Origin of the sequence: Streptomyces djakartensis (genome assembly GCF_014651075.1) — a bacterium.
GTDB lineage: Bacteria > Actinomycetota > Actinomycetes > Streptomycetales > Streptomycetaceae > Streptomyces > Streptomyces djakartensis.
In genome coordinates this window covers 57,624-79,098 of record NZ_BMWE01000018.1, presented here as the reverse complement: position 1 = coordinate 79,098, position 21,475 = coordinate 57,624, and the positions used below count along the sequence as shown (strand labels likewise).

Sequence of the window (21,475 nt, the reverse complement as noted above, 5' to 3'; positions counted from 1 at the left end):
TCCGGTCAGCCCCGGCGGACCGCGACCATTCAGTTCACGGGAAGGACCCAGCTGTCACCCTCAGAGAACGGCTCAAAAACCACGGTCTTCAGGCCTTTCGTCGGAGCCGTCCTGAAAGTCGTACCAGTTCCCTCCAGTTCCGTAGTGTGACGTTCTCCATCTGCGGTCCAATGGATGACCGGAATCCAGGTGCATGCGCAATGTGTGGTGGAAACCGTGAGCAGAATCTCGAAGAAGTCCCCTTGGTGGAGAACGGTAGGAAGTCCCTTGTTTTCACCGGCTGTCGGATAGGTGTTTCTCAGGTTCCCGGGGCCGTCAAGAGTGGCAGTGGCCGTCAAGTCGGCACGAGGTGTTTCGGAGGCTGCACAGTTCATGTAAGGAGAGAACTCGAGATGGGTTGACGTCTTCGGGGACACATTCTTGTCTCGGTCGACGATCTTCAATTTGATCTCCGAGATCTGAATTGCGTTGTCGCCCTTCGATTCGATCGTCAGTCGGGCCACAGTGCTGTCGGCGTCTGCCGCAGTCGTGTAGTCCGGGTACGGAAGTTTCCGATTCCTTCGGAAGTGCTCTGGGGGCTTGAAATAGACCCAAGCATCGGATGAGCAGAGGTCTCCGTCGCTCCCGAAACTCACCCCGGCTGTGCCTAGTTCGCCATTTATGGTCTGTTGATTCACCTTACTTCTGTGGCCTTCAGGATTTCCGTCATGGCCGGTGCGACTACTGCTCGGGTCCACATGTGGCTTGTCCCTGTCTGTGGAGACAACGACATCAGGCTGATCGCCGAACAGCGCATCGAGCAGAGAAGAGAATCCGCCCGTGATCACAGCTGCGATGATGCTCACGGCAATGGGAGCAAATATCGCGGGCCAATAAAACGCCGGTTGACGCCAGAGGGGTGTATTTCCTGTGTCAGTGTTCCCCGTGTCAGTGTTCCCCGTGCCGGTCATGATCTCGCCCCCGAACGACTTGCCCCTGGCAAGCCTAGGCAGGCTGCGGTGAAGATCTGCGCCTTGATGGATACCGAGCGGATGTCGGCACATCTTGATCGTTCAGGAACGAAGGGCGGTACAGTGCGCTGCCGTTGTCTGACAAGGGGGCGTCCGAAAGTGAAGGGGCCGACGGTCCATGACCGCCGGCCCCCGTGCGTATTGCTACGAGAAACCCACTCTGACCTGCCCTACAACGCCGGCAGGTTCTTCCGCAGCTCGAACGCCGTGACCTCCGAGCGGTACTCCTCCCACTCCTGCCGCTTGTTGCGGAGGAAGTGGTGAAGCGCGGAGGTGACCTCAGGTGAGCCACGTTGCTGCAGCGCTGGCTCTCTGTCGAGGGGCCATTGGTGGTCGTCGTTGGTCGCCCTGGGCCGCCCTTCGACGGCCCACAGACGGCCCGAGCTCTGGAGCACGGCCGTCTCACAACAAGCCCAGGAGCGCCTGCTGTCGGGGGACACCCGAGGCGAAGCAGCGTCAGCGCACGGCTGACAGATTCCATGCTGCGGCGGCGAGATGTCAGTGGTCGCCACTAGGCTCCTACGCGCGGTCGAGGTCAAGGAGTTCAGCCTGTTGCGCGACTTCATAACCTTGCCGTTGCAATCTGACTGAACCCAAGAGGAGTTTGTCTTTACTTAGCCATCTTGGAGGCATGAATGGCAATGGTCAGCCCATCTCAGGTAATCGAATACCTGGAACGCTACATTGACTACTACCAAAAAGAATACGCTCGTTTCACTGCGCCGCCCCCTAAGGGTGGCGGGTATCCCCGCATTCTTTCATCCCCCTATATCGATGGGGGTGACCTGGATTGCTATTTGGCGCGAGACGGTGCCGTCATTCTAAGCGAGGTCGACCCGCCTCACGAGTGGTACATTGCCGGAGGACCGGCATTCGTGGTCGACACAGAGCGCACCCAAACCCCGCCTTGGGTACTGGTAAGACAAAAAGCCCTAGGATTGGAAGCTAGTACCCCGAAAGGCTTATACCGACTCGCCCTCCCTCGCGTTCCAGAGCAAGTGTGGAGTGGCCAACTGGGTTCACCCGAGAAGACCGTCTCCAGAGTTGTCAACGCCAACCGAATCACCGTTTACAAGTATCGCCACGATTGGCAAGAGCTGATTCGAAGGCTTACATTTGGCGCGTTCGAGCTTGCCCTCGATCTACACCTCCCCGCTAAGGTGGCAGACTATTGGAGAACCAGGAGAATCCATAACCTTGGTTTCCTGACGGCAGACAGAAACAATCGCAGGTTCGTCCGATACGGCGAGCTGCTTCGCCACGTTGACCAGGCGGCCTGGGAGCCGCGGTCAGCCTGGGCGCGCGCTCACGTGGACCTAAGGATGCACTTCACGCACGCCGTTGCAGATGCAGGAAACGGACTAGGCGCCATAGAGATTCCGCACGAGCAGGTACCAATTGGGCGTTTCGCGGACCGACTTACTGCGCTAGAACTGGCCACATCAGAATTGGAGAAGCTTCTCCGTTTGCCTGATGCTCCAGAGAGTGTATTCCATGAACTACTGGTTCGCAGTCCGGTGCTTCTGGACGCGTATGGCGATGTCGAGTCAAAGCCGCGCTGGCGCTACCCTCCAGGGGAAAGCCCCACAGGGAAATCGTACGTGGAGCCGGACTTTGTGATTGCGCGCCAGAATCAAACGTACCGACTCGTAGAGATCGAGCGGCCCGACCATCAATTCGCGACCCGAGGCCCGGGCCATCCCACTGCAGCCGTAACGCACGCTGCATTCCAGATTGGAGAGTGGAAAGACTATATAAATCATCACTACGACAAGCTCAAGAAAACCTACCCGAACATCGCTGGCAATATTTCCACGGCTATCGTCATTAGCCGTTCTCAGCAGAAACAGTTTGGCACGACTGGAGCAAATCGGTATATCTCGGTCGCTCGACAGCAACTTGGCGTAGATGAGATTCTCACTTGGGATGACCTACTTGAGCGCGCGAAAACGATGGTGCGTCAACTCACAAGCCTCTCTGACTCGATCCATGTAGGCAGCGGCTGAGGTCCGGAGAAGTGGGTGATTGCGGCTTCCTCCCGGCCGGGCCAGCGCGAGACCAAGGCAGGAGCGCAGGCCTGGCCGAGGGCCGGGCCGCGCGATGAGTGGAAAGAGTCGCCGGATGGACGGCCGCCCTAGGAGTGCCAAGTCTCCGTCTTCCAGTCGCTTGCTGCGACCGTCGGGACGAGGCGGCTCGTGAAACCGCCAGCAACGAGATGGCGATACGCCGTCTCAACGTCCGCCGGAATCTCCTGACGGATCATGAACCCTTCATCTGGGTAGATCATGAGTCGCTGCTGTGCTCCGACCAACATGTCAACGACCAGCCGTTCATCGCCGATTGAGGCGATGTACTCCGCAAAGCTCATCGGTGCGGAAGCGCAGACCCACTCCACATCGGGCCACAGCTTCCGCGCTGTTGCGTACGCTCGCCGCTCCTCGTACGGCTTGCAGACGAGCAGGACAGACGACACCACAACTCCCTGATCGGCAAGCAGCGCACGCGAAAACGTGATGTTCTCTCCGGTGTTCCGGGCGTTCGGTTCGACAAGGATGGCGTCCGCCGGCACCCCGAGTTCCAGGGCCCGCTCCCGGTAGTGCTCTGCTTCGCCGCGCGGCATCCGGTCACGGGTGGTTCGGCTGGTCGCTCCCGTGAAGACGATCAGGGGAGCCATGCCGTCCCGGTACAGGGCCGCCGTGGTGTCGGCCACCCCGAGGTCATGGCTCCCCAAGCCGATGGCGACCGAACACGGGCGCACCTCGTGGCCCATCTGCTGGAAGTCCCAGAGTCGTCGCGCATCCGCCCATGACTGCTGCGAGATCACTTCTTGTCTCCGTCTTCCGCTGCCGAGTCGGGCACCTTGAAGTCGTACGTCCATGAGAAGCGTGTGGCCGCGTGCACGCCCAGCGCGAATTCGACCACCGTGCCGTCGGCCGTGAACGTCGTTCGGTGCAGCTCTACGACCCACTCACCGGGGGAGAGCTGCAGGAGCTGGACTTCGTCAGTGGTGGGGACTCGAGCGAACAGCGTCTCTCGCATGTGGTCGATCTCGTACCCCGCGTCGTACAGCACGCGGAACCCGCCGCCCCTGCCGGCCGGGCCCGGAGTCGGGTCGACGATGCGCGTGCCCTCGACGTGTTCCGGGCGGTAGTAGCTGGTCAGAGTGTGCGTGGGCTGCGTTCCTTCCTTGACCAGTCGCGCGCGAGCGTAGACGTCGGCTCCCTCGGGCAAGCCGTGCGCTGCCGCGACTACAGGTGGCGCAGGGACCTTGCTGACCGTCTGAGTCTGTTCGTTGCGCCGGTAGGCCCGGCCGGACGCCAGCCGGTCAGCGATGAAGGCGACTTCGTCGCCGTCCCTCCACTTGGCCTTGTCGTACCGCTCGATTCCGAGCCGCTTGAGCGGCGGCCGGTCACGTACGACAGTGCCGTGGCCGCGGGAAGACGTCACCAACCCCTCGGCTTCCAGTGCCTTGTAGGCCGCGTGAACAGTGGACTTGGAGCCTTCACCGGCCTCCACCAAGTCCCTGATCTGCGGCAACTGCTCACCAGGGGCGTATTCGCCGGACCGGATCTTCTCTGCAATCCGGTCCGCGAGCTCCCGCCACTTCGGTGCCATCAGAACCTCCCGTCGACTTCGACCAGTGAAACACAGTCCCAGGACTGTTGACAGTCCTGGGACTGTGAGCCATGGTCTTCTCAAGCGCCTCGCAGTCCCAGGACTGCAGCGCTCTGCGGGGCCTTCTTTGGGCTGCGCACATGCACGGGGCGGGGACGCTGCAATCCCGCTAAAGGCCAGGTGGAACAGGGCTTCGGCCCGTACTGGCGAGGTGGCCCGGTGACCGCGAGCAACGGCCGGAGAGTGGGGACGCGATCCCCCTTGCAGTGCTTCACCTCTAGTGATCTCGACTGAGAGGAACCCCGGTGTACCGAAGACATCTGTGGGGCGCCGCCGTGCTGGACCGGCCGGCGGCGTCCGTACGACATTCCCGGTCCGCTCTCTTCCTGGCATCGCAGCGCCTAGTGCTGCGGCCGGCTGCCTCTCCCGCCCGTCGACCGCCCTCATCGCGGCTGGTCGACGGACGGGGGTGCGGGGAGCCGGAACGTCCGACTTCAACGGCGCGCGGCCCCGGTGCTGGAACACCGGGGCCGCTGTCTGGGCCGTATCACCCTGAGAGGAACCACGACCCATGAAGCACATCGGTGCTGTTCAGGCGGTTGTTACCGCCGACGAGTTCGACCGCGAGCCGACCGCTGCCGAGCTGGACGCCATCGCCAGCGAGACGCCGCTGATCGTGGCGGAGGTCGAGTTGCTGGACGTACAGATCAGCCTGCTGGACCGGCCCGCGACGGAGTGGGACACGCGCCGACTGCGGCGGGCCCGCCGCAAGGTGCTGACCGCGCGGCGTGAGCTGACCAACCGCGGCACCACGGTGCCCGGGGTGGTGGCGTGATGGCCGGCGAGTTCACGGCGCAGATGTCGACGCGTCGGGGCCGGTGGCACCTGTACGTGGTGCTGATGAACACCACCGCGCGGTGGCCGGAGCACACCTTCGACCGTGGCGGGCCGGTGCCGACGCTCACGGACCGCGTGAACGCGCTCAGCGTGCTCGGCTTCGAGCCGGTGCCGGACGCTGAGTGGCAGTGGACCGAGGACAGCGAAACCCCCTTCGACCCGTCCTCGCCAGTGCTGCTGATCGCAGCGATCCGGGTGCGTTCACGAGCGGGGGTGGGCGCGTGAACGGCGTTCAGATCCGTTCAGCCGAGCGCGCGCTGTCGGCCGGTACATGGCTGATCGTCGCGGGCGCGATGCTGTACTCGATCCTCACCGTCACCCCGCTCGCGGCGGAACACACGCCGGATGAGTGGGACTGGACGGCGCCGATCCTGCCGCTCGTGGTCGATGCGGCCGTGGTCATCGTGGTCCGCCTGGACGCGGCGCTGGCCCGTCTCGGCGGGCATGGCGGGTGGTGGCCGGTGGCGCTGCGCTGGATGACCGGCTGCATGACCCTGGCCCTGAACGTCGCAGAGTCCGCCCTGGCCAAAGACCTGGTGGGCGTGGCTGTGCACGCGGTCGCGCCGCTGCTGCTGATCGTCACCGCCGAGACCGGGCTTGCCTACCGGCGCGCGATCGCCGTCGCCGTCAGCGCATTGGAGGACAAGCAGCGAGCCGAGCGTGAGGCGCGCGAGAGGGCCGCTGCAGAGCGGCGTGAGGCTGCCGCGCAGCGGGCCCGTGAGGAGCGCGAGCACGCCGCGATGCTGGCGCGTGAACAGCGTGAACACGAGGCCCGGTTGGCCCGCGAGCAGGCCCAGCGGGAAGAGCGGGCCCGGCGCGAGGAACGGGAGCGGGCGCAGGCTCGTGAGCGTGCCGAGCGCGAGGAGCGTGAACGCGCTGAACGCGAGCGTGAACGGCTCCGGCTGGAGCGTGAACGCCGTGAGCGCGCTGAGGCCGAGCGCCGCGAGCAGGAGCGGCAAGAGCGGGCCGAGCGTGAGCGCCGTGAACGGGCCGAGCGCGAGGAGCGAGCCGAGCGTGAACGCGCCGCGCTGCTGGCCGCCGGACCGGCCGCGGACAAGCTCCCCGAGGATCGCGCCCGCCAGATGGTGCGGGCCGCGTTCGAGGCCGGGTTGCCGGTGCGGGCCGCCGCCGAGCTGTGCGGCTGGTCGGTGGGGTGGGTCTCCGCCCGCTACGCCGAGCACCGCGACCCTGGCAACGGCGGGGCTGAGCTGGCCATCGCGAGCCGCTGATGGCCGCCGTCCCGGTCTACCCCTGGCGCCTGGCGCCAGACGGGTTGGCCACCCGCCGGCAGCTGCGCGCCTGCGGGCTTCGGCCCGGTGGTCAGGACGTGGCCGCCCAGCTCGAACGCCCCCGCCGCCGGCGGGGGCCGCTGGTCGCCTACCTCTACCGCATCGAGCAGGCCCAACCCGTGCGGCCCATGACCCCGGCACGCTGGGCGGCCCTGGCCAAAGCCAACGCCGCCCGCCGTACCTGCCCGCAGTGCCACAACGACGCCGGATACGTCATCCCCGCCGCACTCGGGATGTGCGTGCCCTGCGCCTACCCGGACGACGAAGAGCGCGCCGCCTGAATCCCTCCGACTGCCCTGGGAGTTTCGCTGTGTCCAGCCGTACCCGTACCCGCACCGTGAAGACGGCCGCGGGCATCCACACCGTCCGCATCCCCCGCCAGCGCGGGCGCCGCTCCGAACCGTTCGTGATCGTCGTTCCGGAACGCCCCTCCCTGACCCGTGAAGCCCTCGGCTTCGTGGGCCGCGGCCTGTGGGCGTTCCGCAGGGCCCTCGCCCCCACCGGCCTGTCGGTGCTCGCGTTCCTGGTGGCCGGGCTGCTGCACGTGATCGCCTGGTGGTCCTCCCTCGTCATCGCCCCCGTAGCGGCGGTGCCGCTGGGATGGCTGCTGGTCATGCAGCGCCGCCGCCCGGCCCGCAGCACCGCGCTCGCCTGGCGCATCGGCCTGGCCGCCCTCGCCACGCTCGCCGCGGTGTGGCTGGCACTGGCCGCCGGGTTCGGCCCGCTCGCCGGGCCGCTCGCGCTGCTGTGGCTGCTCATCTGGATCACCGGGCAGACCGCGTGGCTCATCATCCGCCCGTCCCGCTGACCTGAGGGAGAGATCGTCTGATGGCGCAGAACACCAACGGCCAGCGTCGTGCGCGCGGGCCTGTGAGCGACCCCAAGACCGGCAAGTTCGCCAACGCCGGCGCCGCCGCCGGCGGGTTCGTCGGAGCCCTGGGCGGCTCGATCGTCCCGCCGATCAACGTCACCGTGAACAAGACCAAGCAGACGGGCGGCTCCAGCGGGCGCCGCCCGCACGCCGAAGCCCTGCTCCCCGCCCCGGACTTCACCTCACCGGCTCAGGTGCGCAACTACTGCAACACCTTGCGAGCGGCGGCCGTCACCCTGTCCATCGAGGTCGCCATGGGAACCGAGATCCTCAAGGGTGTGCTCGCGGCCGTGCCGGACCCCGAGGGCCGGGCGTTCGGCTCCCGGATTCGCGCGGCGAAGGTCGCCCGGAAGATGAACCGCGCCGCCGAGGACCTGCGCAGCGCCGCGAAGAACGCCGCCGCCTGCTACGCCACGTTCCAGCAGGAGTTCGAGGAAGAGATCAACCGCGTGCGCCACCGCGCCCGCAAGCCGCAACAGCCCGTCATGAACTGGGCCCAGCAGTAAGGAGGTCAACCCATGGCAAGGAACAGCAACAGCCGCGTGCAGCACACGGACTTCCTCGACAACGGCCGGACCACCGACTACACCGGCCCCGGTCTCTTTACCGGCCAGGCCACTGGCGGGGTGGGCGGCTACCTGCTGCAGCGCGCGATGCCGCACCTGCCGCCGTGGGTGGCCGCCGCCGGTATCGGGATCGCCGGCGGGTTGGGTAGCCTCCAGTGGGCCGAGAGCGCGGCGGCCGGGGTCGGCCTGACCCTTGCCTCCGTCGGGCTCACCGGCGCCACCTGGTGGATGGGAAAGGCCACCACTCCCCAGCGGCGCCTGCACTCCGCCATCACCGTGGCCGCGGCGTCCGCATGGACCACGGCCGCGTGCCTGGCCGGGCCTACCGCGGGCCCGCTGCCCGACCTGTACCTGATGGGCGCCCCGGCGGTGGCGCTGTCGTGGAACATCCGCATGATCCTGCGCCGCAACGACGCCCCCACCGCCGAGGGCGGGGACAAGGGGCTGCTGGAGAAGGTCGGCCTGGCGCGGGCGCAGATCGGCAACGCCAAGGTGGAGCCGAACCGGGTCACCGCCCCGCTGGCGGTGGAGGCCGGTGAGCAGACCAACGACGACGTGTCCAAGGCCCTGGGCCGGATCGCCTCCGCGCTGGACCTGCCCACCTCGGCCGTGCGTTACCAGCCCGACCCCGGCTCCTCCCGGCGCGGCGAGCTGGTCATCGTGCCTGAGGACATGCTCGCTGAGGCCGCGTACTGGGAGGGGCCGTCGAACCTGGGCGGCTCGATCGCCGATCCGCTGGTGATCGGCCGCTACGACGACGGCTCACCGATGTTCCTGTGGCTGCCCGGCGACCCCGACGCCGGCCGCAACGGCACCCACGTGCTGATCGCGGGCGGAACCGGGTCGGGCAAGGGTGAGACCGCCCTGAACCTGCAGACGGAGATCCTGTCCCGGCGGGATGTGCTGCTGTGGCTGTCGGATCCGAAGATGTTCCAGGACTTCCGTCCGCTGCTGCCCGGCATCGACTGGGCCGCCGAGGGCGGAACCGCCACCGAGGTCATGGTGGAGGCGATCCAGGCCGTCATCCCCGCCCGCACCCGCTGGCTCGGCCAGCACAACTACCGTCAGTGGGTCCCCGCGGCTGCCCAGGTGCAGAGCGACCCCGAGCACTCCTGCCGCACGGACGGCCGGGCCTGCGGCTGCCCGGGGATGCCGTACCTGGTGGCCTGGATGGAAGAGGCCGCCAGCACCCTGCGCAACCTCGGGGACGACGCCTTCACCGGCATCGCCCAGGAAGCCCGGTCCGCCGGCGTCTCGCTGATCGTGTCCCTGCAGCGGCCGTCCTACGACCAGATGTCCACCAGCACCCGCGCCTCGCTGCCGTCCGTGATCGCGCTCGGCTGTGACCCGCGCGACGAGTCGTTCTCCCTGCCGGACACGGTGCTGGACGCAGGCGCACACCCCGGCGCCTGGGGCAACCGCCGCCCCGGCTACTGCTACCTCGTCACCCCCGGCATCGACGAGACCCGCTACGCCTCCCCCGGCCGCACCTGGGGCTTCGGTCCCAACGCGGTCTCCCTCATGGAAGTCCTCGCCGACTGGGCCCAGCGCAACGGCGCCACCGCCGACCCCATCACCGCCGGCGCCGCCTCCAGCGTCGCCGGAAACGCCTACACCGGCCGCCCCACTCCCGGCGGCAACCCCGCCGGGCACACCGCCACCGACGAGGACGACATGGACGACACCGGCTACGGGCCGCTGGTCGACCCCGAGGATGCCGACATCGACCCCGAAGCCGAACTCCCCGACGACGAACCGGGCGACGACGCCCCGATCTTCGGGCAGGAGACCGGCCGCAAACCGTCGCCGGAGGAGGCCCGGCGCCTGTTCGCTCAGGCGCTGGAGGAGTTCGAGCGGGCCGGGCACATGGTCGTCGGTCCCAAGGACTTCATGGACTGGTGCGACCGGAACAACCTCTCCCGCCCGTGGGTCTCCGCACGGCTCAAGGAGGCCGCCCTGGAGGGCCGCCTGGAGCCGACGAAGACCACCGGCCGGTGGCGCATAGTCCCCGCCCTGACGGCCGCGTGACGCCTGACAGCGTCACGGCCGCCTGACACCCAAACCCCTAGGCAGACGCGGTGTCACGCACTCCTGACACCGTCGTCTGACATCCCCCTGACACTCACCCGCACGGGCCCGCGCCGCCACCCTGGCGCGGGCCCGCCGCCATTCCGGAGGGATCCCCCGTGGCTCACCCCGAACCGCCCACGGCCGTCGAAGTCCACCAACCGCATCCCATCACCGTGCAGCCGCCGGCCGCGTCGTTCCTCCCCGTCCAGCCGCACGCCGTTCCGGCCGTCGCGAGCGTCATTCTCCCGGACGGGCGGGTAGTCACCGGCTACGCCATCGAACCCACCAAGCCCGAACCAGTCATTGCCAAACCGGTTGTCTCCCGAACGGCGGTGAACGTCGCCCTCGGGGGTGTCGGGTTCCTTGCGGTGTGCGGCGGCTTGCTGCTGCTCACCACATTCATCACCGCTCTGACCGCACTCATCACCCAGCTCATCACCCTCGCCGCCGTCATCTTCGGCGGCTGGATCGCTCTGCAGGTGTTCGGCGGGAGCAGCCACCAGGGCGGCGGAACCTCGGTCAGCATCCGCAAAGCCGTCTTCAAGCGCAACCACTTCCACGGCTGAGGGGAACTGCGATGCGACTGCGTGTCCAGCTCATCCGCTGGCCCCGCCGGACTGTCGTCCTCACCGACACTCCCGACCCGAAGTGTCCCCTGTGCGACGGCGACGGCGGGATCAGCCGGAACTACGGCGACCCCGAGACCGGCGAGTACGCGGGCACCGACTGGGAGCCCTGCACCTGCTGGAACGGCACCCGCCGTTGGGTCCTGCTGCCCCTGCCCCGCTGGTTCCGCCGCACCTCGACCCATTACAGCGACGAACCGCCCTTCTAGATGCGCCAAAGGCGGCCCCCTCTCACCAAAGACCGGGGCCGCCCTTGCCCACCTGCCAGCAACAGACCTGTGGAGGTCATCCAGCATGACGCAACCGACCCTGATCCGGCGAGGGCACGGCGGCATGAGCGCGCTGCCCGAACCTCTGCGGACCGCGCTGAGGCTGGCCGCTACCGGTGTGCCGGTGCTGCCCCTGCGCGCGGGGAAGGCCCCCTTCGGCAACTGCCAGCAGTGCAATGCGTGCGGCGGCCGGCCGAACATGAAGAGCGCGGGCGCCTGCACCTGCCCGGCGCCTTGTCACGCTTGGGCCGCCGCCACCACCGATCCGGACGTGATCACCTCCCCGGCCTGGATGACTGCGTGGCGGCGGGCCGTCTGCGTCGCCTACCACCCCGGCGCCGCAGGGCTGACCGTGGTCGACCTCGACGACGCGGCGGCCGTCGCATGGGCCCGCACCGCCCTGCCTCCCACCCAAACCGTGGAAACGACCCGCGGTGAGCACTGGATCTACCGGGGCGCGATGTCGTCGCACAACGCGGTCCGTCCCGGTGTCGACATCAAGTCGACCATGTCCTACGCCCGCTACCTCGGCCCCGGCACCGGCACCGTGACCGCCCTGCCGGACACCGTCTGCGCGCTGGCCGTGAAGAAGCCCTCCCCGGCCCGGCCTGCGCCGCGGGGCCTCACCGTCCCAGCACCAACCGGGAGGGCGGAGTGCCCTCACCGCACGCCCGCCTACATCGAGCGCGGCATCGCCATGGCGGAGCAGCGCATCACCGAGGCTCGCAGCGCCGTCCACGCCACCGTGTACCGCACCTTCCTTGCCGTGCTCTCGACGCATGGCCGGTGCGGCTGCCTTGCCGACGCGCACGTGGCACGGCTGTTCGCCGCCGCGCAGGGCAAAGGCGAGACGCTGCGGCACTGCACGGACGCGTGGTCCAACGCCCGCACCAGGTTGGGGCTGTGAGCATGTCCGACGACGACAAGACCCCGGCCCGTGAGGTCATCACCGACTACGCACAGGCCCACTTCCGGTACTTCCGCACCGCAGACGGGACCGTGTACGCGCAGCGCAACGGCCACCCCGTGGCCCGCCCGATCCGCTCCCAGGGCACGACGGGCAGCCACCGCCAGGAACTCATGGTCGGTCTCTACCGCGACGGACTGGGCGTGTTCAACGGCACCGCGCTCAAGGAGGCGTTGGACTTGATCGAGGCCCTCGCGCTGACCGAGGACGTGCAGCCCGTCCACATCCGCGTGGCCCCCGGGTTCGACGGGGCGACGTGGCTGGACCTGGGCCGCACCGACGGCCAGTCGGTCCGTATCCACCCCACCGGGTGGGACATCGCCATCCCCGACCCGCGCGAAGTGTGCTGGCGCCGCACCCAACTCACGGGCGAACTGCCCCTACCGGTCAAGGCCACCGACGGCAAAGGCATCGACGCCCTGCTCCGGCTGTGCAACTTCGCCGGCGCCGAGACCGAGTGCCTGGCCATCGCCTGGCTGATCGGCTGTCTCGGGCCGTCCGTGCCCGTCCCCGCACCGTTCCTGACCGGTCCGCAGGGCGCGGGCAAGTCCACGGGCGGGCGGATGCTCGTGCGGATCATCGAGGGCATGGGCGGCGACCTGCGCCGGGCCCCGAAGGACGAGGAGAACCTGATCGCGGCCGTGGCCGCCGGATGGGTCACCGCCCTGGACAACCTCTCCCATATGACCCCGGACCTGTCGGACGCGATGTGCTGCATCGTCACCGGCGCCGAGAACGTCAAGCGCGCCCTCTACACCGACGGGGACGTGGTCCGCGCCCGCTACCGCCGCCCCATGCTCCTGACCGGCATCGACGTCGGCGTCATCCGCCCCGACCTCGCCGAACGCCTCCTGCCCCTGCGCCTGGAACGCCCCCGCGTTCGGCGCACAGAGGCGGAGCTGTGGGCCGAATACGCCGAAGCCCTGCCGGTCATCCTCGGCTCTCTGCTCGACCTCACGGTCAAGGTCCGCGCGGCTGAGGCGGAGACCCCGACCGATCTGCGGATGGCGGACTTCGCGCACCTGTGCGCGCAGCTCGACGCCGCGACCGGCCTGGGAGCCCTCGCCGCCTACCGGCGCAGCCTCGACGACCTCAACGACGACGTCATTGAGGGCGACCTGCTCGCGCAGACCGTCCTCAAGCACGCCGAGACCATCGAGCCGGGAGGCGAGCAGCGGATGACCTCCACAGAGTGGCTGCACTGCCTCAGCCGCCTCTACTGCGGCGACGACATGCGGCCCCTGCCCAAGGGCTGGCCGACCACGGGCAAGGTCCTCTCCGACCGGCTCAAGCGCCTCCAGCCCACGCTCGCCGCCCGCGGAGTCCTGATCGAATCGGGCCGCACCAGCGAGGGCCGCTACCTCGAAATGACCCACCTGCAGACACCGCCGCCCCACGAGGAGAAGCGGATGTTCTGACCCGCGCCCCCGCGGTCGCCCGACAAGCAAGAAGAGCACCACAGGCCATCGCCGTGCGTGCTCTTCTTGCTGTTCGGCGGCGAGAGCCGCCCTGCGAGGGACGCGCCGCGCAGCGGCTCGCTCTTCACGCTTGAAGCGGCACCGCACCACAACAGACGCCACCCCTCTCCCTTGTCCCAAGGGGAGGAACCCTGCGTCATCTGCGTCACGCAAACCGAGAAACGGCCCCTGACCTGCGGCTAGAGGCATGACGCAGACGGCCATGTCTGCGTCAGCCTGCGTCATCTGCGTCACCCGATGACGCAGCCCATGACGCCCCGATGACGCACCCCCACTTCACTGCGTCACACAAAGCCGCAGGTCAGCAGCCTGGATGACGCTGATGACGCAATGACGCAGAAATCCGCACTTCGGACAGACACGGCCACGCCCCCGCCCTGGAGCTCCTATGGCAAAGCCGAGAGACCTCGACCCCCGCGCCACTCTCCGCGGTGGCCTCCCTGACCGGTACCTCACCCCCGACGACATCGCCGAGATGTTCGAGGTGCCCCTGGAGACCGTCTACCAGTGGCGCAAGAAGCGCACCGGCCCGCCGGGCTTCCGTATCGGCAAACACCTCCGCTACGACCCCGCCGACGTACGGGCCTACGTCGATCAGCGCAAGCACGCCGACGCCACCGCCGCCTAACCGAACACCCACCACACAGCAGGGAGGGCCGCCCGTGCGGCTCTCCCTGCCGCATGTCGAGAGGACCACTGCCTGATGGCAGGCCATATCCAAGACCGGTGGTACAAGACCGAACCCGACGCCGCCGGCAAGCCCCGCCGCGTACGCACGTCCCGCTACGGCACCGGGATGCGCTACCGCGCCCGCTACATCGGCCCGGACGGCACCGAGAAGAGCAAGTCGTTCCCGGACGGGCAGAAGCGACTGGCCGATCAGTGGCTCGCCCACATCGAGGCGGACATGTCCCGGGGGCAGTACGTGGACCCGGCCGCGAGCCGCGTGACGTTCCGGCAGTACGCCGAGAAGTGGCTGAGCACGCAGACCACCGACATGACCACGCGAGAGTCGGTGGAGTCAGCGATTCGCGGCCACGCCATCCCCTACCTGGGGCCGCGGCCTCTCGGCTCGTTCAAACCGGAACACATCCGGAATTGGCTCAGCGAACTGGAACGGGCTGTCCCCGCGTCGTCATACCGGCGCGTGATCTACAACAACGTATCGACGGTCCTCAACGCGGCCGTGGACGACGGCCACCTGTCGAAGAACCCGTGTCACGCGCAATCGGTTCGTCCGCCGGCCGCGGGAAGTGGCCGTGTTGTGCCGTGGAGCGCACAGCGCGTCTTCGCCGTACGAGCGGCGCTGCCGGAGCGATACCGCGCGACGGTCGACCTCGGAGGCGGGTGCGGGCTCAGGCAAGGGGAAATCTTCGGGCTGCCCGTCGATGCAATCGGCTTCGACTCCGGATGGCTGCACATCGCGAACCAGGTCAAGGTGACGAAGCAGGGTCTCGTATTCTCCCCGCCGAAGCGGAACAAGGTCCGTAATGTCCCCTTGCCGGATCGTGTGGCGCACATCCTCAAGACCCACATGGAGTCGTTCCCCCCAGTAGAGATCACCTTGCCGTGGCTCCGGCCGGATGGTCCGCTCGTCACGAAGCGGCTGCTGTTCACCCGTCTCGATGGAGCAGGCGCGGTCCGACGGACCGACTTCAATGACCGCGCGTGGAAACCCGCCCTCGTGGCCGCCGACGTGATTCCTCAGCCGAAGCCAGGCCAGCGGTACCAGGCTGCCCGCGAACACGGCATGCACGCCCTCAGGCACTTCTACGCCTCGGTTCTCCTGGACGCCGGGGAGAACGTCAAAGCACTGAGTCACTACCTCGGTCACAACGACCCTGGCTTCACGCTCCGCGTCTACACGCATCTCATGCCAAGTAGCGACGCGCGGGCCCGGAAGGCTGTGGACAGCATGTATGAATGATCTGGTCTTATGCGAGTAGTGACCTAGACGGGGCACTCCGCGTTTAGGCGACTAAGGTTAATCAAACAAGTTACAGCTGTACTTCGGCGGCTACGCCCAGCGTCGTTCTAGCTGGGGTTTACGGGGCCGCACTTCTACGCCCTAGTGGCTTCGACTCTATGGGCAGACGCAACCGTTGCTGAGCCTTCCGGCGTGCGTCAGGCAAGCAGCAAGGTGGATCGTTGTTCACTTAGATCCATGCCAGAGCCATCACTTATACCCCCAGCGTTTGCGGTTGGTCGATTCGTGCTGGATCGGTTCGGACGCAAAGGTTGCTGCGGTGACCATCGGGTCCGAAGTGCCGAATGGCGCGCTGAGGCGCACGATTTGTTCATCCAGGCTTGGTCATCGCACTGCGTCTCGCAGATCTTTCGAGAGACAAGCGCAGCAGAATGGTCAGATTTGCTTAGGGCTCTCAACCTTCTCTATGTCAGGAGCAGCCGCGAAGTGTATGTGATGGCCAAAGCGCTCGTTTACAGAGAGGGCACGGTGAGTGAGGAGGAACTATTAGAGGCGTTCAGGCGGGTCACAGGTGTAACGCCGCCACGCTGGCATCTGATCAGGGTGCACCGGGAAGCCGAGGACCAGTGGCGAGCCGATCAAATTAGCTGCCGGCGTAACCATGCTGGTCAACTCAATCAGATGATCGTGGGCTCCGTGGTCCCGCCGTTTCAGCCGTATTGGTTCGCTGTGCCAGTGCCCCGTCCACTGTTCGCGGAGGATGGATCACCCGCGCTGGTCTGTGAGCTGGTACCAGGCACCTGGTACCTAGCTCTCGAGCAACGTGGCCCGAACTTGGTCACGCAGACCGCAGACGGTCGTAGGGGAGTGCTCACGGACGTTAGCGGTGTCCAGAAAGGGGCGTGACATCTTCAGCGCTCGACGGCCCAGAGACGGCCCCAAGCCGGTGACACACTATGGGGCCGACGGTTCGCAACCGTCGGCCCCATCGGTCGAATCAGCGGGAAACCCACTCTGACCTGCGCCTACAGCGCCGGCAGGTTCTTCCGCAGCTCGAACGCCGTGACCTCGGACCGGTACTCCTCCCACTCCTGCCGCTTGTTGCGGAGGAAGAAGTCGAAGACGTGCTCGCCGAGCGTCTCGGCGACGAGGTCGCTGCGTTCCATCAGGGTCAGGGCCTCGCCGAGGTTCTGGGGGAGCGGCTCGATGCCCATCGCGCGGCGCTCCGCGTCGGAGAGGGCCCAGACGTCGTCCTCGGCGCCCGGCGGGAGCTCGTAGCTCTCCTCGATGCCCTTCAGGCCGGCGGCGAGCAGGACGGCGTAGGCCAGGTACGGGTTCGCGCCGGAGTCGAGGGAGCGGACCTCGACCCGGGCCGAGCCCGTCTTGCCGGGCTTGTACATCGGGACGCGGACCAGCGCCGAGCGGTTGTTGTGGCCCCAGCAGATGTACGACGGCGCCTCGCCGCCCGCGCCCGCCGTGCGCTCCGCGCCGCCCCAGATGCGCTTGTAGGAGTTGACCCACTGGTTGGTGACGGCGGAGATCTCCGCCGCGTGCCGCAGCAGACCCGCGATGAAGGAGCGGCCCACCTTCGACAGCTGGTACTCGGAGCCCGACTCGTAGAACGCGTTGCGGTCGCCCTCGAAGAGGGAGAGGTGGGTGTGCATGCCGGAGCCCGGGTGCTCGGAGAACGGCTTCGGCATGAACGTCGCCTGGACACCCTGCTCGAGCGCCACCTGCTTCATGACCAGGCGGAACGTCATGACGTTGTCGGCCGTGGAGAGCGCGTCGGCGTAGCGCAGGTCGATCTCCTGCTGGCCGGGCGCGCCCTCGTGGTGGGAGAACTCGACCGAGATGCCCATCGACTCCAGCATGGTGATCGCCTGGCGGCGGAAGTCCATGCCGACGTTGGTCGGGGTGTGGTCGAAGTAGCCGGAGTTGTCGGCGGGCGTCGGGCGGCTGCCGTCCAGCGGCCGGTCCTTCAGCAGGAAGAACTCGATCTCCGGGTGCGTGTAGAACGTGAAGCCCAGGTCGGAGGCGCGGGCCAGGGAGCGCTTGAGCACGTAGCGCGGGTCGGCGAAGGAGGGGGAGCCGTCCGGCATGAGGATGTCGCAGAACATCCGGGCCGTGCCCGGGGCCTCGGCGCGCCAGGGCAGGATCTGGAAGGTCGACGGGTCCGGCTTGGCGATCATGTCGGACTCGTAGACCCGGGCGAAGCCCTCGATCGCGGAGCCGTCGAAGCCGATGCCCTCGTCGAAGGCCTGTTCCAGCTCGGCCGGGGCCACGGCGACGGACTTGAGGAAGCCCAGCACGTCCGTGAACCACAGGCGTACGAACCGGATGTCGCGCTCCTCCAACGTCCGGAGCACGAACTCCTGCTGCTTGTCCATCTTCCGCTTCCCCATCCTTGCTGGTCAGGCCGCCTGTCATTCCGTACCACGGGAGGCGGTCGGGCACCTGAGCATCCCACCACACCACCATTTCGTACGCGTTGCGCACCATGATCGCCCGGCCGGCCGGGGCCGACCGCCTCGCGTGCGGCGGGTGAACCGCTCTTCCGCCCATAGTGCCTGCTCGCACCCGCATCCGTAATGGCCGGTCCGGTTCGCCGCCCCACCACTTAATTTGCATCTCATATGCAACTTTAAATACCGTGCCTCCAGTCGAGCACAGAGGAGCCCCGATGCTGTCCGAGCAGTCCGCCGCCACCGTCCGCGCCACCCTTCCCGCCGTCGGCGCGGCCCTCGGCACGATCACCGAGCGCTTCTACGCCCGGCTGTTCGCGGCCCACCCCGAGCTGCTGACCGACCTGTTCAACCGGGGCAACCAGGCCGCCGGCACCCAGCGGCAGGCGCTCGCCGGTTCGGTGGCCGCCTTCGCCACGCACCTGCTGGACCACCCCGACCGGCGGCCGGACGCGATGCTGCACCGCATCGCCCACAAGCACGCCTCGCTCGGCGTCACGCCCGAGCAGTACCCGATCGTCCACGAGCACCTGTTCGCCGCCATCGCCGACGTGCTCGGCGACGCCGTGACACCCGAGGTCGCCGCCGCCTGGGACGAGGTCTACTGGCTGATGGCGAACGCCCTCATCGCCGTGGAGAAGCGGCTGCGGGAGGAGCGCGGCGGGCACGTCTGGCGGCGGTGGGAGGTCGTCGAGCGTGTCACCGAGACCGCCGACGTCACCACGTTCCGGATGTGGCCCACCGACGGCGGCCCGGTGCGGGACTTCCTCGCCGGCCAGTACGTCTCCGTCCGCGTCACCCTCCCGGACGGCGCCCGGCAGATACGGCAGTACAGCCTCTCCGGAGCGCCCGACCCGGCGCTGCGGCAGATCAGCGTGAAGCGCGTGCACGGCGACGACGCCCCCGACGGCGAGGTGTCCAGCCACCTCCACGCGCACGTGGCGGCCGGTGACGTCCTGGAGCTGTCCGAGCCGTACGGCGACCTGGTCCTGGACGCCGGCCCCGACACACCCCTGCTGCTCGCCTCGGCGGGCATCGGCGTCACCCCGATGACCGCGATGCTGGCGCACCTCGCCGGCTCGGGGCACCGCGCCCCGGTCACCGTCGTCCACGGCGACCGCTCACCCGCCACCCACGCCCTGCGCGCCGACCACGAGGCCTACGCGGCGAAGCTGCCCGGGGCCGACGTCCACTTCTGGTACGAGCAGGACGCCCCGGCGGGCACCCGCTCCGGCCTGGTCGACCTGACCGACCTCCCCGTCGCGCCGGGTACGCGCGCCTACCTGTGCGGCCCGCTGCCGTTCATGCGGGCGGTACGGGCCCAGCTGATCGGCAAGGGCGTGGCGCCGGCCGACATCCACTACGAGGTGTTCGGGCCGGACCTGTGGCTGGCAGGGCAGTCGTAGGTCCCCGAGGCCTGTCCGACGGCCCGTCCGGTCAACACGTCCGGGGCCCCCGCGAGATCCCCAGCAGCAGCGCCCCGGTCGGCTCCGCCACGATGTCCGTCACGGTGACCGGGTCCAGCGAGGCGAAGAACGCCTCCTGGGCCCGGCGCAGGGCGACCCGCAGGCGGCAGGCGGAGTTCAGGGGGCAGGGGGTGGTGCCCTCGCAGTCGACGACGTCGCCGTCGCCCTCGAAGGCCCGCACCACGGCGCCCACCGACGCCGTACGGCCCTGCTCGGTGAGGGTGAGCCCGCCGCCCCGGCCGCGGCGCGCCGCCAGCAGGCCCATGTGCTGGAGCTCGGCGACCACCTTCGCCAGATGCGTGTACGGCACGCTCATGCCGTCCGCGACGTCCCGCGTCGTCGGACTCGACTCGCCCGCGACGGCGAGCCGCATGAGGACCCGCAGGGCGAGGTCGGTGGAGCGCAGCAGCCGCATGCCCGCAGCGTAGGTAATAGGAATCCGCGGTTCAAATAATCCGGCGGAAGGTCAGCGGCAGACCAGGGGGTGTCCGCGACCGCGCCCGAAGCTGTCGGGCCCCTGCCGGTGCCGTATCGATTCGGCCCATTCCCCCAGCCGCCCTACGAGGGGCCCTGTCTTCCCCACTACGATCAGCGCACCCGACCGTCCCACTTCTTTCACGAAGGACACCTCATGGGCTCCGCCAACCAGAGCAGCACCGGACGCAAGGCGCGAATAGAGGAGATGCGGCGTGCCGAGCAGGCCCGTGAGCGCCGTAACCGGATCCTCGTCGTCGCGGCCAGCGTCGTGGTCGTCGGCGGCCTCGTCGCGGGCGGTGTGGTGCTCGTGCGGTCCCAGTCCGACGACGGTGGCAGCGTTGCCGCGGCGAAGGACTCCTCGGCCGGGGGGAAGTTCGTCACCGGCGAGGACGGCGTGAAGACCTGGCAGGGGAAGCTCGCCCGCAACCACGTCACCAAGGCAGTGAAGTACGCCTCCGAGCCCCCGGTCGGCGGCGACCACAACCCGGTATGGATGAACTGCAACGGCGACGTGTACACCAAGGAGATCAACAACACCAACGCCGTGCACTCGCTGGAGCACGGGGCGGTGTGGGTGACGTACAACGCCGACGCGAAGAAGGCGGACGTGGACGCGCTGGCGGCGAAGGTGAAGAAGACGCCGTACACGCTGATGAGCCCGATGGACGACCAGAAGGACCCGATCATGCTCTCGGCGTGGGGCCGCCAGCGCACGGTGACCGGCGCCGACGACCCGAACGTGGACAAGTTCCTCGAGAAGTTCGTCCAGGGCAAGCAGACCCCCGAGCCTGGTGCGGCCTGCACGAACGGGCTGGCGCAGTGAGGCATGCCGGTCTGATCGCGGGGGCGGCGGCGACGGTGCTCGTCGCGGCCGGCGCGATCACCTACGCCGTCGCCGGGGACGACGGCGGCGGCAGGACGCCCTCGGCCGAGTCCGCGGACGCCGGGTTCGCGCGGGACATGGCGGTGCACCACCAGCAGGCCGTGGAGATGTCGTACATCGTGCGCGACCGCACCGAGGACGAGGAGGTGCGGCGCCTCGCGTACGACATCGCGCAGACGCAGGCCAACCAGCGCGGCATGATGCTCGGCTGGCTCGACCTCTGGGCGCTGCCCAAGGTGTCCTCCGAGCCCCCGATGGCCTGGATGGGCATGGGCGGCATGGCCTCCGGCAAGGACGGCGCGCTGATGCCGGGCATGGCGACCAACACGGAAATGAAGAAGCTCGGCGAGCTCAGCGGGAAGCAGGCCGAGGTCTTCTACCTGCAGCTGATGACGGACCATCACAAGGGCGGTGTCCACATGGCCGAGGGCTGTGTGGAGAAGTGCGCGGTCGGCGTCGAGAAGCGGCTCGCGCAAGGCATGGTCGAGGCGCAGCAGTCGGAGATCGACCTGATGGCGGACATGCTGAAGGCGCGGGGCGCCGAGCCGCGGGCACACCGCACCGGGGAGTGACCCAGGCCACCCCATTGCGTCGCTCTGACG

22 protein-coding genes and 2 pseudogenes are annotated in these 21,475 nt (G+C 68.2%); 18 read left to right on the top strand and 6 right to left on the bottom strand.

Going from position 1 to position 21,475, the window contains the following annotated elements; all coding sequences use genetic code 11:
• Positions 1-29: 29 nt before the first annotated feature.
• Positions 30-845 carry a hypothetical protein gene (locus IE212_RS26915; protein WP_190200552.1) on the bottom strand — a complete coding sequence of 272 codons (816 nt, stop codon included), beginning with the start codon at positions 843-845 and terminating at the stop codon, positions 30-32.
• A 335-nt stretch (positions 846-1,180) separates the two neighbouring features.
• A pseudogene (locus IE212_RS35675) lies at positions 1,181-1,267 on the bottom strand (glutamine synthetase); the annotation flags it as partial.
• Positions 1,268-1,645: 378 nt separating this feature from the next.
• On the opposite strand from IE212_RS35675, the gene IE212_RS26905 reads away from it, so the two are divergent.
• Complete coding sequence (locus IE212_RS26905; RefSeq protein ID WP_190200551.1) at positions 1,646-3,016, top strand: Shedu anti-phage system protein SduA domain-containing protein; 1,371 nt, start codon at positions 1,646-1,648, stop codon at positions 3,014-3,016.
• A gap of 128 nt (positions 3,017-3,144) precedes the next feature.
• Here IE212_RS26905 and IE212_RS26900 read toward each other — a convergent pair whose 3' ends face one another.
• Together IE212_RS26900 and IE212_RS26895 are read right to left on the bottom strand one after the other, a co-directional pair.
• Positions 3,145-3,834 (bottom strand): YdcF family protein, encoded by a 690-nt coding sequence (locus IE212_RS26900; RefSeq protein ID WP_190200550.1) that lies wholly within the window; start codon positions 3,832-3,834, stop codon positions 3,145-3,147.
• The gene (locus IE212_RS26895) at positions 3,831-4,625 is read right to left on the bottom strand and encodes a GntR family transcriptional regulator (protein WP_190200549.1); all 795 of its coding nucleotides are present in this window, start codon (positions 4,623-4,625) and stop codon (positions 3,831-3,833) included. The genes IE212_RS26900 and IE212_RS26895 overlap by 4 nt, the downstream gene beginning before the upstream one ends.
• A gap of 571 nt (positions 4,626-5,196) precedes the next feature.
• Here IE212_RS26895 and IE212_RS26890 point away from each other — a divergent pair.
• The 14 genes and pseudogenes from IE212_RS26890 to IE212_RS35115 form a co-directional block, all read left to right on the top strand.
• Entirely contained in the window at positions 5,197-5,460 is a 264-nt protein-coding gene (locus IE212_RS26890) for a DUF6284 family protein (RefSeq protein ID WP_190200548.1), read from the top strand.
• Positions 5,460-5,747, top strand: coding sequence for a DUF6303 family protein (locus tag IE212_RS26885; RefSeq protein ID WP_190200547.1), 288 nt, complete (start codon positions 5,460-5,462; stop codon positions 5,745-5,747). Before IE212_RS26890 ends, IE212_RS26885 begins: the two co-directional genes overlap by 1 nt.
• On the top strand, positions 5,744-6,751 hold the full coding sequence (locus IE212_RS26880; RefSeq protein ID WP_190200546.1) for a DUF2637 domain-containing protein: 1,008 nt from the start codon (positions 5,744-5,746) through the stop codon (positions 6,749-6,751). Before IE212_RS26885 ends, IE212_RS26880 begins: the two co-directional genes overlap by 4 nt.
• Positions 6,751-7,092 (top strand): RRQRL motif-containing zinc-binding protein, encoded by a 342-nt coding sequence (locus tag IE212_RS26875; RefSeq protein ID WP_190200545.1) that lies wholly within the window; start codon positions 6,751-6,753, stop codon positions 7,090-7,092. The genes IE212_RS26880 and IE212_RS26875 overlap by 1 nt, the downstream gene beginning before the upstream one ends.
• Positions 7,093-7,121: 29 nt before the next feature.
• A complete protein-coding gene (locus tag IE212_RS26870) occupies positions 7,122-7,619 on the top strand; it encodes a hypothetical protein (protein WP_190200544.1) in 498 nt (165 codons plus the stop codon).
• Between the two features lie 20 nt (positions 7,620-7,639).
• Positions 7,640-8,188, top strand: coding sequence for a plasmid transfer protein TraA (gene traA, locus IE212_RS26865; protein WP_190200543.1), 549 nt, complete (start codon positions 7,640-7,642; stop codon positions 8,186-8,188).
• Between the two features lie 12 nt (positions 8,189-8,200).
• Complete coding sequence (traB, locus tag IE212_RS26860; protein ID WP_190200542.1) at positions 8,201-10,276, top strand: plasmid transfer protein TraB; 2,076 nt, start codon at positions 8,201-8,203, stop codon at positions 10,274-10,276.
• A 158-nt stretch (positions 10,277-10,434) separates the two neighbouring features.
• The gene (locus IE212_RS26855; protein ID WP_190200541.1) at positions 10,435-10,884 is read left to right on the top strand and encodes a hypothetical protein; all 450 of its coding nucleotides are present in this window, start codon (positions 10,435-10,437) and stop codon (positions 10,882-10,884) included.
• A gap of 11 nt (positions 10,885-10,895) precedes the next feature.
• Positions 10,896-11,153, top strand: a complete 258-nt coding sequence (locus IE212_RS26850) for a hypothetical protein (RefSeq protein WP_190200540.1) — start codon at positions 10,896-10,898, stop codon at positions 11,151-11,153.
• A gap of 85 nt (positions 11,154-11,238) precedes the next feature.
• Positions 11,239-12,120: a bifunctional DNA primase/polymerase gene (locus IE212_RS26845; RefSeq protein ID WP_229864595.1), complete on the top strand. Its 882-nt coding sequence runs from the start codon at positions 11,239-11,241 to the stop codon at positions 12,118-12,120.
• A 2-nt stretch (positions 12,121-12,122) separates the two neighbouring features.
• A complete protein-coding gene (locus IE212_RS26840) occupies positions 12,123-13,598 on the top strand; it encodes an AICE element replication initiation protein (protein ID WP_190200599.1) in 1,476 nt (491 codons plus the stop codon).
• A gap of 448 nt (positions 13,599-14,046) precedes the next feature.
• Entirely contained in the window at positions 14,047-14,286 is a 240-nt protein-coding gene (locus IE212_RS26835; RefSeq protein ID WP_161362637.1) for a helix-turn-helix transcriptional regulator, read from the top strand.
• Positions 14,287-14,361: 75 nt separating this feature from the next.
• Positions 14,362-15,585, top strand: a complete 1,224-nt coding sequence (locus IE212_RS26830; RefSeq protein ID WP_190200539.1) for a tyrosine-type recombinase/integrase — start codon at positions 14,362-14,364, stop codon at positions 15,583-15,585.
• Between the two features lie 708 nt (positions 15,586-16,293).
• Positions 16,294-16,491 (top strand): annotated as a pseudogene (locus IE212_RS35115) (hypothetical protein); the annotation flags it as partial.
• Positions 16,492-16,610: 119 nt separating this feature from the next.
• Here the strand turns inward: IE212_RS35115 and glnA2 are convergent.
• Positions 16,611-17,972 (bottom strand): gamma-glutamylpolyamine synthetase GlnA2, encoded by a 1,362-nt coding sequence (gene glnA2 / locus IE212_RS26825; protein WP_190200538.1) that lies wholly within the window; start codon positions 17,970-17,972, stop codon positions 16,611-16,613.
• 293 nt (positions 17,973-18,265) lie between these two features.
• Between glnA2 and IE212_RS26820 the strand changes: the two genes are divergently transcribed.
• The gene (locus IE212_RS26820) at positions 18,266-19,453 is read left to right on the top strand and encodes a globin domain-containing protein (protein WP_190200537.1); all 1,188 of its coding nucleotides are present in this window, start codon (positions 18,266-18,268) and stop codon (positions 19,451-19,453) included.
• A 31-nt stretch (positions 19,454-19,484) separates the two neighbouring features.
• Here the strand turns inward: IE212_RS26820 and IE212_RS26815 are convergent, their stop codons facing one another.
• Entirely contained in the window at positions 19,485-19,928 is a 444-nt protein-coding gene (locus IE212_RS26815) for an RrF2 family transcriptional regulator (protein WP_190200536.1), read from the bottom strand.
• A gap of 216 nt (positions 19,929-20,144) precedes the next feature.
• On the opposite strand from IE212_RS26815, the gene IE212_RS26810 reads away from it, so the two are divergent.
• Positions 20,145-20,813 (top strand): thioredoxin-like domain-containing protein, encoded by a 669-nt coding sequence (locus tag IE212_RS26810; protein ID WP_190200535.1) that lies wholly within the window; start codon positions 20,145-20,147, stop codon positions 20,811-20,813.
• Positions 20,810-21,445, top strand: coding sequence for a DUF305 domain-containing protein (locus IE212_RS26805; protein WP_190200534.1), 636 nt, complete (start codon positions 20,810-20,812; stop codon positions 21,443-21,445). The genes IE212_RS26810 and IE212_RS26805 overlap by 4 nt, the downstream gene beginning before the upstream one ends.
• Positions 21,446-21,475: the final 30 nt, after the last annotated feature.

Excerpts from the sequence above, each read along its gene's own strand:
- IE212_RS26905 (WP_190200551.1), top strand. The coding sequence starts at position 1,646 with ATGGCAATGGTCAGCCCATCTCAGGTAATCGAATACCTGGAACGCTAC.
- IE212_RS26895 (WP_190200549.1), bottom strand. The coding sequence starts at position 4,625 with ATGGCACCGAAGTGGCGGGAGCTCGCGGACCGGATTGCAGAGAAGATC.
- IE212_RS26890 (WP_190200548.1), top strand. The coding sequence starts at position 5,197 with ATGAAGCACATCGGTGCTGTTCAGGCGGTTGTTACCGCCGACGAGTTC.
- IE212_RS26885 (WP_190200547.1), top strand. The coding sequence starts at position 5,460 with ATGGCCGGCGAGTTCACGGCGCAGATGTCGACGCGTCGGGGCCGGTGG.
- IE212_RS26875 (WP_190200545.1), top strand. The coding sequence starts at position 6,751 with ATGGCCGCCGTCCCGGTCTACCCCTGGCGCCTGGCGCCAGACGGGTTG.
- traA (WP_190200543.1), top strand. The coding sequence starts at position 7,640 with ATGGCGCAGAACACCAACGGCCAGCGTCGTGCGCGCGGGCCTGTGAGC.
- traB (WP_190200542.1), top strand. The coding sequence starts at position 8,201 with ATGGCAAGGAACAGCAACAGCCGCGTGCAGCACACGGACTTCCTCGAC.
- IE212_RS26850 (WP_190200540.1), top strand. The coding sequence starts at position 10,896 with ATGCGACTGCGTGTCCAGCTCATCCGCTGGCCCCGCCGGACTGTCGTC.
- IE212_RS26845 (WP_229864595.1), top strand. The coding sequence starts at position 11,239 with ATGACGCAACCGACCCTGATCCGGCGAGGGCACGGCGGCATGAGCGCG.
- IE212_RS26840 (WP_190200599.1), top strand. The coding sequence starts at position 12,123 with ATGTCCGACGACGACAAGACCCCGGCCCGTGAGGTCATCACCGACTAC.
- IE212_RS26835 (WP_161362637.1), top strand. The coding sequence starts at position 14,047 with ATGGCAAAGCCGAGAGACCTCGACCCCCGCGCCACTCTCCGCGGTGGC.
- IE212_RS26830 (WP_190200539.1), top strand. The coding sequence starts at position 14,362 with ATGGCAGGCCATATCCAAGACCGGTGGTACAAGACCGAACCCGACGCC.
- glnA2 (WP_190200538.1), bottom strand. The coding sequence starts at position 17,972 with ATGGACAAGCAGCAGGAGTTCGTGCTCCGGACGTTGGAGGAGCGCGAC.
- IE212_RS26820 (WP_190200537.1), top strand. The coding sequence starts at position 18,266 with ATGCTGTCCGAGCAGTCCGCCGCCACCGTCCGCGCCACCCTTCCCGCC.
- IE212_RS26815 (WP_190200536.1), bottom strand. The coding sequence starts at position 19,928 with ATGCGGCTGCTGCGCTCCACCGACCTCGCCCTGCGGGTCCTCATGCGG.
- IE212_RS26810 (WP_190200535.1), top strand. The coding sequence starts at position 20,145 with ATGGGCTCCGCCAACCAGAGCAGCACCGGACGCAAGGCGCGAATAGAG.